This window comes from Leptospira ryugenii (genome assembly GCF_003114855.1).
Lineage (GTDB): Bacteria > Spirochaetota > Leptospiria > Leptospirales > Leptospiraceae > Leptospira_A > Leptospira_A ryugenii.
This window is the reverse complement of the sequence record NZ_BFBB01000004.1, coordinates 78,944-91,555: the sequence shown is the minus strand read 5'-3', so window position 1 is coordinate 91,555 and position 12,612 is coordinate 78,944. Positions and strand designations below refer to the sequence as shown.

The 12,612-nt window shown below is 39.5% G+C and carries 11 protein-coding genes; 3 read left to right on the top strand and 8 right to left on the bottom strand.

Annotation, left to right across the window (positions count from 1 at the left end; all coding sequences use genetic code 11):
• Positions 1 to 4: 4 nt before the first annotated feature.
• The 7 genes from DI060_RS08805 to ppk1 form a co-directional block, all read right to left on the bottom strand.
• Complete coding sequence (locus DI060_RS08805) at positions 5 to 721, bottom strand: hypothetical protein (protein WP_108975928.1); 717 nt, start codon at positions 719 to 721, stop codon at positions 5 to 7.
• A gap of 1 nt (position 722) precedes the next feature.
• Positions 723 to 1,730 (bottom strand): efflux RND transporter periplasmic adaptor subunit, encoded by a 1,008-nt coding sequence (locus DI060_RS08800; RefSeq protein ID WP_108975926.1) that lies wholly within the window; start codon positions 1,728 to 1,730, stop codon positions 723 to 725.
• A 3-nt stretch (positions 1,731 to 1,733) separates the two neighbouring features.
• A complete protein-coding gene (locus DI060_RS08795; RefSeq protein WP_108975924.1) occupies positions 1,734 to 3,155 on the bottom strand; it encodes a TolC family protein in 1,422 nt (473 codons plus the stop codon).
• Positions 3,156 to 3,249: 94 nt separating this feature from the next.
• Positions 3,250 to 3,588, bottom strand: a complete 339-nt coding sequence (locus DI060_RS08790; protein ID WP_108975922.1) for a hypothetical protein — start codon at positions 3,586 to 3,588, stop codon at positions 3,250 to 3,252.
• Between the two features lie 189 nt (positions 3,589 to 3,777).
• Positions 3,778 to 4,119, bottom strand: coding sequence for a hypothetical protein (locus tag DI060_RS08785; RefSeq protein ID WP_108975920.1), 342 nt, complete (start codon positions 4,117 to 4,119; stop codon positions 3,778 to 3,780).
• A gap of 100 nt (positions 4,120 to 4,219) precedes the next feature.
• Positions 4,220 to 5,632 carry an FAD-binding oxidoreductase gene (locus DI060_RS08780; protein WP_108975918.1) on the bottom strand — a complete coding sequence of 471 codons (1,413 nt, stop codon included), beginning with the start codon at positions 5,630 to 5,632 and terminating at the stop codon, positions 4,220 to 4,222.
• 8 nt (positions 5,633 to 5,640) lie between these two features.
• A complete protein-coding gene (gene ppk1, locus DI060_RS08775) occupies positions 5,641 to 7,719 on the bottom strand; it encodes a polyphosphate kinase 1 (RefSeq protein ID WP_108975916.1) in 2,079 nt (692 codons plus the stop codon).
• A gap of 89 nt (positions 7,720 to 7,808) precedes the next feature.
• Between ppk1 and fliD the strand changes: the two genes are divergently transcribed.
• The 3 genes from fliD (at position 7,809) to DI060_RS08755 (ending at position 11,746) form a co-directional block, all read left to right on the top strand.
• Positions 7,809 to 9,731, top strand: coding sequence for a flagellar filament capping protein FliD (fliD, locus tag DI060_RS08770; RefSeq protein ID WP_108975914.1), 1,923 nt, complete (start codon positions 7,809 to 7,811; stop codon positions 9,729 to 9,731).
• Position 9,732: 1 nt separating this feature from the next.
• A complete protein-coding gene (locus tag DI060_RS08765; RefSeq protein WP_108975911.1) occupies positions 9,733 to 10,704 on the top strand; it encodes a hypothetical protein in 972 nt (323 codons plus the stop codon).
• Positions 10,705 to 10,903: 199 nt separating this feature from the next.
• Positions 10,904 to 11,746 carry an HAD family hydrolase gene (locus tag DI060_RS08755; RefSeq protein WP_108975907.1) on the top strand — a complete coding sequence of 281 codons (843 nt, stop codon included), beginning with the start codon at positions 10,904 to 10,906 and terminating at the stop codon, positions 11,744 to 11,746.
• On the opposite strand, the gene DI060_RS08750 is transcribed toward DI060_RS08755, so the two are convergent.
• Entirely contained in the window at positions 11,735 to 12,583 is an 849-nt protein-coding gene (locus DI060_RS08750; RefSeq protein ID WP_108975905.1) for a methyltransferase domain-containing protein, read from the bottom strand. The two genes, DI060_RS08755 and DI060_RS08750, sit on opposite strands and share 12 nt — an antisense overlap.
• Positions 12,584 to 12,612 lie beyond the last annotated feature (29 nt).

Here is a 12,612-nt window from a genome sequence, read left to right as displayed (position 1 = left end):
GTTCTTACCTTGTATCGAAGAGATAACCCAGTTGAAGGAGGAGCTGTGGGTTTCTATAATCGCCTTGACCGATACCACCTCCCAATTGTAAGAAAAAATTACCTAAAAGGATATCATAGGTGAGACCTACATATCTTTGGCTGAGATAAACTTTTTGGTTATCTCGGCTTTGGTATTCGAAAAGAAGTGCTAAATTTGGGTCTACTGAATTTACATAGGATCGAATGATCAGATCTTCGTATGTTGGATTTCTATTTTGGTATCCAGGCACATCAAATCCTGTAGGATAGGAAGACTGTCCACCTCTTCCCACTTCGGGAGCATAAGGATTGACTTCAAATCCACCAATGACTGCAGAGATACTATGTGCTATGACAGGAGTTTTCCAAAATGTATATCCAAAATCTAATTGAGCACCATACCAATGTGGATTCCATCGCCCTCCGGATCCTCTTAGAACAAAATCTTTGAAATAATAACCTAACATAAAATTTATGCTAGCAGGAGATCCGATGCCCGCTCCGTAGACAAAGAAATCTGTACTTTTTGGTAGCTTTTTCTCCTGGAGAGTGCTTTGGTCTATTTTATCCTCATTTGAGCTTGGTTTTGCATCCCAGTTCGGTAGAATATCATTCCCATCTTTGTCTTTTGGATATGCTGTTTCCGCAGATAGTGAGAATAAAAAACTACAAATTATGTATAGTTTGAGTAAAGTTTTCATATTAGAATCCAAAACTCAATCCTTTGAGTAAAATCGAACCTTGGATCACGACTGATTCGCCAAGTTTTAATCCCTCAATAATATTCACACGTTCCTTCGTGGAGACTCCAAGGACCACCTCTCTACGGAAAAAAGTCAGCGGCTTTTCTTCCACAAACACATAATTTCTTCCTTCAACCGTTACAATTGCCGTGTAAGGCAAAACTACAGAGTCATCCTTTGTCTCTTCAGGAAATTTAACCGTTCCAAACATCCCTGGTTTGAGTTTATAACCAGTGTTTGTAATTGCGATCCTCATCTTGGCTGTCCTTGTCATGGGGTCTACGTTATCGCCCACAGCCTCTGCCCAACCGACAAAGTCTTCATCTGGAAATGAAGCAAAGTTAACTTTTACTTTTTTTCCTTTTTGCAAGGAAGAGATTTGTGATTCTGGTATGTCTGATATGATCCAAGCTTTATTGATACCTCCCGTGCTCAATTCACTTGGGTTAAGACCTTGTGCTCTTAACTTACCTTCAAATTCTGCTAGTTCTGCAACATCATTGCCAAGATCCGTTTCTGCTTCTACAAGATCCTTTTCAGTTGCAACACGGTGTTTAAACATATCTTGGATACGATTCAAATTTTTTCTAGAACGGTGGGCTTTGTTCTTGGAATGCACAAATCCTACATAAAGGTCGTTTAACTCTGATGATTCGAAGAGAACAATTCTATTTCCATTGCTCACGGATGGTGAAGCTACAGCAAGAATACGTGCCGGTGCCTCGAGGCTTACAAACTCACCACCACCACCTACTATAGCAGTTTTAATGATGCCGAGCCCTGGGCTATTTGCCTTGAACTCAATTCGTTTTCCTTGGTCGTAGGCGATTGCCTTTTCAGGATGGACGACTTTTTCTTTTGCTGGTTTGGAAAGTGCCCAAACTGTCAGTGAAATGAGTATCACCCCGATAGCAACAGAAAGGATGATTAAAGTTTTACGATTTAGAGATTTGATTAATTTTTTCATAGTTTAATCCTTGTTTGTCTTTTCGGAGCTACCATTTGAGGATTTTGTTGGTACATAAATTCTATAACCGACAGCATAGTTTACATTCTCGATAGCTTCCATTCGATCTGTTTGGAGTTTTAACATCTCCACTACACTTGATCGATATGTTTCAAAAAAATCGGCAAACTCCAGTATGGTGATGTATTTTTTTTCGTAACTCATGATCATATCAAGTGCAAGGTTTGCATAGTCCTTCAAATATGTATCAATAAACCTTCGGTACAATGCGTCTTTGATACGTGCGGATTGAAATGCAACCGAGACTTCATTTTCAACTTCAAGGATTCGATTTTTGAGTTCCTGTTTCCTTACGAGGATTGCTTTTTCTGCAGCTAAAATATTACCTTGGTTTCTATCAAAAATAGGTACATTCAACTGAGCTGTCACCCCCCAATAATTTTGGAAGGCTGTTCCACCTCTATTGTATGTGGGCCCGATCGCGAGGTCTGGAATTGCATTTGCATGTTGGAGTTCTAAATTTGCTTCTTCATATCTAAGGGTTTGTAAGGCAATTTTTAGGTCTGGTCTATGGTCTCTTGCGTAGTTTACTAAATCATCCAACTTACTATCATTGGGTTTTATTAAATCTAAATCTCTTTCATCTACCTTTGGTATAAAGGTGATATAGGCAGGTTTATATTTATCTTCGTTTAAAAGAACTTTCAATTCTGATTCTTTTTCATAGGTACGAATCGCGAGATCTTCTCTTTCTTTTTTGAGAAAGAAAAGGAGAGCCCTTAGCCTTAAGAGTTCTGCCTGTAAAATAGCACGACGCTTATAGGCTAACTCTGATGAGGATACTGTTTTTTCGATGGAAGCAATACTTTGGTCATAAAAGTTCAATGCCTTACGCATGAAATGAATTGTATAAAATGTTCTTCTTAACTTTGTAATCAGTGCACGAGACAGATCAAAGAACTCTTGTTCACTGATCTTTGCGTTTAATTCTGCTACCTTTACTCTTTTATCTATCTTTCCTCCGAGTAAAAATACCTGCTGGATTTGGAAGACGGACTGACCAGATCTTGTGGTATCAAAGTATCTTTGGGTAGGTTCTGCATAGATACTCTGGTCTATAAAGATGTTGGGATTTGCATATAATCCTGCCTGAACAACTCCTGCTTTCTTTGCATCCACCTGGAACTTGGCTGCGATCAAAAGGAGGTTGTTTTTCCAAAGCAATGTTTCTGCAGTTTCCATATCCAAGGATTGGTCTACATATCTGTCATTGGGAAATAAGGGAGAGCCCAATTGACCAGTGCCTTGGATGCTCAATTGTCGTTCCAAGGAATCAACCGCCCTTTCTGTAGGACTTTCCTCTTGGGCATAGGCAAGCTGATAGCCCAGAAAGAATATAAATAGTATAAATCGACGTAAATGCACGTAATCACCTAATGTTGTTTAGGTACGACGATAGAATCGTAATACCTTTTCATTCACCTGTCTCACAGGTGTTCATCAAAGCTAAGAATATAGTTTAGGTAAGATCGGGTGGGGGGAGATTTAAAAGTAAAAAGGAAAGTAAACTGATATGAATATGATCTTTTCTGTCATCAAAACTTGCGACATTGTAAATCGTTTCGAATTGTTCTTTTGGGCTGTCCCCCAAAACCAAATCGAGAAAGTCGCAACGGCTCCTAGCGAAGTTTGCAAAGTCTTCTCCGTCGATGGAAAAGGATGCATCAATTTGTGAGTTCGCCGCTTGTGAAGGACTGAAAAGAAATACCGAATCAAAGCCTCCATCCGCTTCAGTCGGAAGGAAAAGCATAAGGCTCAACAAAAAGGCCAAAGCTTTTGCGCTCGATTTTAGGTTCACGAGGTCACTCTCAGAAATAAATGTATAGAATCAATCTATTTTAAAAAAGGGACCGCCTTCGCGTTTGTACGCAAAGACGGTCAAAGGGTTATTGGCAAATGAGAAACAGACTGTACAAAAGTGATGATAAAAACTTCCTGTGTTCTAAATTGAAAGTAATTTAGAACACAGGTTAAATGGAGAGAGGAGTTAAACTGGTGGGGGCAGACTCAAATAGGAGTCTTGCAAGAGATAAGAACGATTCGAAGCAGTTTTGGGATCTAAAGCCGCCGTTTCCATTTCATGTGGAAATGCGAACTTTGCTTCGTTTTTAACTAGGGAATCGGAAATTTCTTTGTCTTTGGACTCTTCTTGGTCAACAGAGCCATATGACAGGCTGACCACTTGGCTAAGGCCTTGCCGATTCCCGATGGATCGTTTATAAGCGCCTGCCTTTAAGCGAACAAGCGTTTGGTCATTGGAAAGAAAGGAGGAACTTAGGCAAAGCGCTAAGAACGTTATCCCGAATCCTTGTATCCAAATCCGAACCATAGTTGTAGAATACCATGGTTTCGATTAAAATCTAGCATTTTTAGAGAGACTTGCTCAAAAATTAAGCAAAAATTGGGCATTCCGTCCTTCGGATCGCCGCCTACAGTACTTTCCCTGGGTTCATAATGCCTTTGGGGTCAAATACCGCCTTTATGCCCCTCATCGCTAGGATTTCTGCCTCAGAGCGGGAGAATTGCAGATAGTCTTTCTTGAGGAGCCCTATGCCATGCTCCGCTGAAATAGAACCCTTGTGCTTTTGAATGAGGGAAAACATTTCAGGGTCCACTGATTTGCATCTCTCGAAGAAGTCAGCATCGGAAAGTTCCTTCGGTTTTACAATATTGAGGTGCAAATTCCCATCCCCAATGTGTCCGAAGAGAGCGACTTCAAAGCCTTGGTACTTTGTTGCTAATAAAGCTTCCATATCAGCTAGGAAGGCTTCCATGTTACGCAAAGGTAAGGAGATGTCATTTTTGTGAACGGTATGGGCAAGGGAAAGGGACTCAGAGATTCCTTCTCGGTATTTCCAAAATGTTTCATTCTGCCTGGAGTTTTGGGCAATGGAACCATCTGTAATCAGTTCTTTTTCAGTAATGGTCTCTAGGATTCCAAAGAGTTTTTCTTCATCTGCCTCATCTTGGACTTCATATTCCATCAGCACATAATATTTGCTAGATTCAGGAAAAGGATCAGAAACAGATAAATGTTCCTTTACTTTTTTGAGGCAATAGTCCGTCAAAAACTCAAATGCAAGTAATGGCAAACTAAAGTTATGTGTTTCTTTGAAGATATCTAGAATGTTTTTGTATTCTGGAACAGCTAAAAAAATGACTCGAATGTCTTTGGGAGGTTTTGTTAATTTTACTACGCACTCAGTTATGATGCCGAGAGTCCCTTCTGAACCTATGAAAAGATGCTTTAAATCGTAGCCAGTATTATTTTTTAAGATTTCGCCATTAAAACGAAATATCTCACCTTTACCCGTAACAACTGTTAAACCAAGAATCCAATCTCTAATTAATCCATACTGAACAACTCGTACACCACCTGCATTGGTAGCTATATTTCCGCCTATATGGCTTGAACCTGTCGCAGCAAAATCTACTGGAAAATAAAATCCTCTCTCTTCTGCCTCTTTGTGTAGATTTTTTGTAATCATACCTGCTTGTACTTGTAAGGTGCCCAAAAATGGATCAAAGTCCAAAACCTTGTTCATCTTTGCAAGGGAAATCACAATCTCACCACTCTTTGCTACTGCACCTCCAGCATACCCAGTTCTTCCACCGGAAGGAACAATAGCAATGCCATTCTCATAGGCGTACTTTACAATCTTTTGAACGTCCTCGGTGTTTTCAGGGAAGAGTAAGATTTGGTATTTGGGGCTGTACACTTTGGTACGGTCTAGTCCGTAAGAATCAAAGGTATTTTGGTCAAGTTTACCATCTTCTCTGAAGAAAACCTTTTCTGAACCTATGAGTTTGGAGAGTTGGTCTGATGTTTCTTTTGCAATCATGTACTTGCCTATATTTCTACTAAATCAATTTGAGAGTTTACAGCCGGGTCATCATCGCCTGGACTCAGTCTTTGGTAAGAGCCGTCCGGCAATAATACACGTGCTTGTGTGTTATCTCTTAACAGTAACTCAAATATTTTATTGATTCTTTTTTTGTGTTTTTCTGCCAAGATTGGGAACATAACTTCGATTCTGCGCTGGAAATTCCTAGGCATACAATCTGCGGAAGCTAAGAAAACTTCAGAATTCCCTGCATTGTGAAAGTGGTATATCCTTGAATGTTCTAGGTAACGGCCTATGATAGAGCGGACTTCGATGTTCTCCGAAATTTTTGGAATCCCAGGTCGCAAACAACAAATTCCCCGGATAATGAGATCTATTTTAACACCGGCTTGCGAGGCCTCATACAACTTCAGAATGATATCTGGATCGACCAAGGAATTCATTTTGAAGATAATCCTCGCCTCCTTCTTTGCTTTTGCATTGTCCAGTTCCCTCTGGATCAATCGAATAAACTCTTCCTTTAAAAACTTAGGAGCCGCATAGATCCTTGTTAGTTTTGGCATTTTTCCTGAGCTTGTGATTGTATTGAATAAAATTGCCACATCTTCCGTGATTTCTTGGTTGGCAGTGAAAAGACTTAGATCCGTATAAAATCTGGCCGTGGTTGAGTTGTAATTTCCAGTGCCCAAATGTACATATCGATTTAACTTGTCGTCTTCTCTGCGTACGATGAGTAACATTTTACAGTGGATTTTCAATCCTACTACTCCATACACAACGTGGACACCAGAGTCTTCTAACTTTTTTGCCCAACGAATATTCCTTTCTTCGTCAAATCTAGCTTTAAGTTCAACGAGTACGGTGACCTGTTTGCCATTTTCGGCAGCCTCACCTAAATATTGTATAATGGGAGAATCACCCGATGTGCGGTATAGAGTCATTTTGATCGCTAATACCTTTGGGTCTTGGCTCGCGATCTTTAACATATCCTCGATTGATTTGAAACTTTCATAAGGATGGTGGAGTAGATGGTCAGCCTTTCTAATTTCTGAAAAGATTGATTCACTCTTTTTTAAAGCAAATCCTGCCTTCGGAGGTGGGAAGTTAAACTTTAGGTGACCAGTTTTACGTAATGATTGAAAGAACATTAAATCATTTAGGTTAAGCAAAGTTGGAATTTCCATCACTTGGAAATCATCGAGTTCGAGAAGATTTCTGAGCATATCCTTAATGTGACCTGCTCCACTATGCACATCCAAACGAATCGCATCACCCCACATACGATTCTTCAATTCATTCTTCATCGTTGTAAGCAAATCACCTATGTTTTGTTCTTCATTGATTGAGATATCAGCATCACGAACGATTTTGAATGTGTGGATTTGTTTTACATTCATACCATAAAAAAGATCGCTCAAATGAAGTTTAATGATTTCTTCTAGAGGAAAGTATCTACGTTCTTCGTTCTCATCTTTCTGCGGGAGTTGTAAGAAGCGAGGCAGTACGCTTGGAACTTGCACGATAGCAAATAGTTCTTTAACTTTATTTTTGTCATCGTCTGAATAAAGAGTGATACCTAAATTAAGAGTTCTATTTAAGATATGCGGGAAAGGATGTGATGGATCAATTGCTAGTGGGGTGAGAATGGATGATACTTCTCGTTTGTAATAATCTTTTACAAAGGATATATCCTCTCCTCGTAAATCAGTAGGATCTTGGACAATTACGATATGATTTTTTTTGAGCTCGGAAAGGATGTCATTTAAGCAAGCGTATTGTTCTTTGACAAGGTCTGCCACTTTTGCATATAGCTCAGTGATGATTTCAGAAGTCCGTTTTCCGTTTAAGCTTTGTTCTTCGATACCAGCTCGTTTTAAATTGAGAAGCCCAGCTACCCTGACCATAAAAAACTCATCTAAATTTGACTCTGTGATGCACAAAAATTTAAGCCTTTCCAGGAGAGGGTTTTTTTGGTCCTGAGCTTCTTCCAAAACGCGGAGATTGAAATCCAACCAGGAGAGTTCCCGATCAAAAAATAGATTTGGGTTGCCGATTTCAATTTTTTCAGGGGCCTTAGCTGTCATAATTCTAGAATTCGGGAAGGAAAAATTCTGTAAATTCCTAATCCTTTATGGAAATGCGACGACAATAGAGGGGGAAGAAAGGTAAGAAGATGCCAGCATACACAATGCCAGGTCTCATGACCGGCCAAAATACAAACGAAATCATCAAAAAATTGGTCGAGTTGGAGCGTCGCCCGGTTAAACGCTGGGAGACAGAAAATGAGTATGCAAAGGCCCAAGTCCAAGTCTGGAATGAAGTCAAAAACCTGACGGCAAACCTCCAGACAAAAACACGTGCTATTACTTCCTTCACCGCTCCTTTCGCGACGAAATCAGTTCTATCTTCCACAGAAGGTGTCATCACGGGAGAGGCATCGCGAGCTGCTAAATCGGCCGAAAGACCCATAGAGATTTTAGAATTGGCTTCAAAACACCAAATCTCAGGAGTTGAAGTTGACTCGGATGTAAGATTACCTGCAGGAAGTTTTTCGATTTTTTCGGGCAAACATTCGGAAACCATACAGTTTGCTGGTGGTTCACTCTCGGATTTAACAACAAGCATACGTAATGCGGCAAGTAGCATCGCAGATGCGACAGTTATCAAGGTCGATAAAGATTCTTCGCTACTTACCGTTTTAGCGGTGAAAACAGGTAAATTGAATGCCTTACAATTTTCAGACCCGAACGGTATCCTTCATCTTGCAGGGCTTGTAGGAGAGAACTCAAAAGAAGGGGAGATAGAAAGACGATCCCTTGTTTTGTCACAGGAAAAGGCACTTCCCTTTGAACCTACAAAATTCAAAGCTTCTTCTCAGGAAGGGAGTGCACCAAAGAAAAGTCCGGAGGGATTTAGTTTTGCCCCAGACTCAGCTTTTAGTTTTGAAACAGAAGCTATTGAAATCAAATCACGTTCCTACATTGAATTTAATCCGGTGGGGGAGACAAACCAGGTTTTAGAATTGGGCTTTGTCTTTGAAAGGGAAGGCAATTTGAGGACAAAGTTGTTCCCGATTGCCTTAAAAGATGGCAAGTACCAACTCCAAATTGGAGAGCTTGCAGAAGGTAAAACCTTAAAACGAATTATCATTGCCAACAGCGGTGCTTCCGATGTTCAAATCTCTCAGATAGAAATGGTCATTCCGCCTAAACCAGGTACAGCGGAGCCAAAAAAGACCTTACAAGAAGCGAAAGATGCGCGCTTTAAAATTGATGGAGTGGAACTAAGCCGTGAATCCAATGAAGGCATAACAGATGTGTTAGAGGGCATTTCATTCAATATGCATAAGGTAACTACTGAACCTGTTACCTTAAAAATCGCAGTTGACCATCAAAAAGGAATGGCATTGGTGAAAGAATGGGTCCAGGCATATAACGACTTAATGAAATTTACGAAAGAAGTAACGAGTGTTGATAAAAACTCGAAACTATCGGATTCCAAACCATCTGATAACAGTAAAGATTTAGATATCTCAAAGGAATTTTGGGACAATAAGGTTAAGTCTGGTATTTTAGCTGGAGAAAATGCTTTGATTCGATTGATTGCAAGCATGAAGACAGTTGCGAACTCTTATTACCCTGCTACCAAATCAGGTGGGTATCGTGTCTTGACGGATATTGGTATTTCGACAGGCGAAGTTGGTTCCAACTGGGAAAAAATCCAAGATGGGGTTCTTGTTATCAATGAAGAGAGACTTACTCAGGCACTCTCAGAAAACCCAGATGGACTTAGAGAGTTATTTGCATCTGATATGAATAATGATGCAAAGATGGAAGATGGAGTAGGGATTCGGCTTCTGGAAACCTTGAGACCGTACACACAGTACTCATCAGGAATCATTAGTAGTAAAATCAAATTGATTGAAGAGAATGTTGCTAGTAACAATAAAAAAATCAAAGAATTTGAATCGCATTTGGTTGGATATGAAGCGAAATTAAAGCAGAGATTCCTATATATGGAACAAGGCGTTGGAAAAAATAAATCCGTAGGAAATTATTTACAAAATAACATGTTTAGAGGGAACGGGCAGGAATAAAATGAATATCTTTATCAATGATCAAAAATTAGAAACTACGCTGAATGGGGAAACTAACATTGCTCAGGTTCTCGATGAAATCCAAACTTGGATTGAAGCAAATGGAAAGTATTTACGCTATTTTACGGTAAATGGTAGGGAACACAACCGAAAAGAATTGGAATCAATGGGTGTAGAAAACGCAGAGAGACTTGATTTTATCGTCGGTGAAGAATTAGATATTCTCGAAGACGGTCTTATAGAACTAGACATTTACGTAGACAAAGTCGGGTCTACATTAGTAGGTCGTGATTCTCTGACGGAAAAAGAGTCCAGAGACTTACAAGAAGGCGTACCTTGGATAGAATCCATGCTGCTTTCTACTAAAAACTTGCTTCATCTCAATTTTGCATCGATTCGACCTATGGGTAAGGGCAAAAACGTAGAAGAGATTTTGGAATCTTTGAAAGAGAAAGTTCAAAATCTAGAATCTGCACATCAAATTGAGCTTTTTTTAGAAGACCTACGTGATTTGAAATTATTCCTAATGGACCTTAGCTCAAGGTTGGCAGTTTTTCGATTGGAAGAAGAGGAATTGATTGGCATCATACAAAAGTTTATTGAAGATAAAGATAAAATCACAAAAGATTTTATGCTGGTGAATGAAAGTTTTCAGTCGGGAAAGGACTTCCTAGCAACGGAAATCATGACAGATGCTATGGGTAGACTGAATGCACTCATCTCAGCTTTGTTATCTCTCCAAGTTAAACATACGGAGATCGAATGGTCTTTGATCAAAGCTGGTGACAAAACTCTTTCGGAAGTCAGCAATGCATTAAACGATGGTTTGAACTCTGTGGCTGCAGCTATGGAAAAAAATGACATCGTTTACGCGGGTGATGTTTTGGAATACGAACTCCCTGATCTTTTGCAAAACTTGGTACCTTTATTGTCGCAAATCCTCACAAGGCTTTCCGGCAATCAGAAGGCTTAGTTTTTCTCAAAGCGGGAGCCTAGCCAAAAGAAAAAGCTGACTCCCCAAAGAACAGTCCCCCAGAGAAGGTTTATGTTCCAGCCAAAGGAGCGGGCATACATAGGGTCGCCCTGGGTAAGCAATCCATAGACGGCTAGTATGCTTCCAAGGGAAGAGAACAATACAAATAGTATATGAGAAAAGCGAAGCATTCGTAGATTTGAATCTCATATTTACACTTTTGACAAGTGGATTTTTTCTTTTTGTCCGAAAGGAATCGGCTGAACTGAGACAAATGGCATTATTTTTAGATCTTGATAATACTCTCATTCCCTCAAAAGAAGCTTATACTGAGGCTATACAATCTTTGAGTAAGGATTGGGAAGAACATCAATATGGGAAAAAAGAACAATTTATAGAACTCTATGACTTGGCAAGGTCAGAAATTAAGGGACGATTAAAGGAGCATTCTTCCAATCGTTTGCGCTTGTTATGCTTCCAAAATCTAATAGAATCTTTGTATGGATATTTCAACGCAAGCAACCTAGAATTATGCCTTTGGTTAGATGAAAGGTATTTTTTTCATTTTCTCAATGCACTTAAAAAGCAAATCCAGGAAAAACAAACATTTTCTTCCTTGTTTCATACAGTAGGAGAAATCTCCAAATCTGTACCGATTGTTCTATTGACAAATGAGACTTTGATGACTCAGTTAAAAAAAATAAAGGCAACATTCCCAAAAGATTTACGTTATACACTGGTTTGTTCAGAGTCGGTCGGTGTAGAAAAGCCTAGTCCCTATTTCTTTACCTACGCAATCACAAAGTCCAAAGCAAAACTCGCAGACTCTGTGATGATAGGCGATAATTTGAAAGACGACATTCTCGGTGCGGAAGCAGTGGGCTTGAGAGCTATACACATCAAATCTATATTGGGAGTGCCTGAAGGCAATTCCCAAAGCAAAGTCCAAAACAAAGAAGGATTGGTCTACGAATGTGAGTCTAGCCTATCTGCCCTTTCTCAGTTATTGGAAAACTTGAAAACAAAAGGATCACTTCTCTAGAGTCACAAAAAGTGTGTTGTTCCAATTGAGCTTACCAAAGCTCAAAAAGAAAATATATTTTGTGATATAATAATATGCTAACTTGATGTAGACTGCCATCTTACTTTTGAAGCCAGCAACTGACAAAATTGGTTTAAGCACGGAAAATTTTGGATTTTTAAACCCACATTGTTCGCCTAATTTTGCCAAAGTGTGCATCTTATAATTGTTTACATGGTCTTTTGCTTCAAGATAGTTTACCCCTTCTTTCATCCCTTTCCATTTAACTTTTAGGTTTGCCTTAAACAATTGAATCGGAAAGTTAGGGGTTTGTAAGAATAAAACTCCACCAGGTTTAAGGAGTGTATAGAGATATTTTAACAAATCATGAGGTTTTGGAATATGTTCTATGACATCCCACAGAGTGATTACGTCAAAAGTCTCCTTGCCAAGGCCTGAATTTTGGACGAGGCCTGCATGGACGGTTTCCATCTTGTTTATTTTGCGTGCATATTGTACGGCAGATTCGGATATTTCATATCCCACTGCTTTCCAACCTGGTTTTGCCTCGAGAACAGATTTTACAAAAAATCCCAGTCCGCAGCCAACATCCAGTAGACTGCCCTCCTTTTTGGTAAGAAATTTCTGAATAAAATCCTGATATACAGGTCTATGTGCATGGTCCCACCATTGGAGATCATATTCTTGGGATTCTTCTCCCCAGTAACCGTCGTAATGTTCTGCTTGTTCGTAGCTGGAATAAACATGTCCACAATTTTGGCATTGCCAGATAGGAACGCCATGTTCTACAAATACTTCTTTTGTTTGAGTGGAGCCACAGAGAATGCAATTTTTCATATAAAACCCTTATGTACGATTCTTTCTTC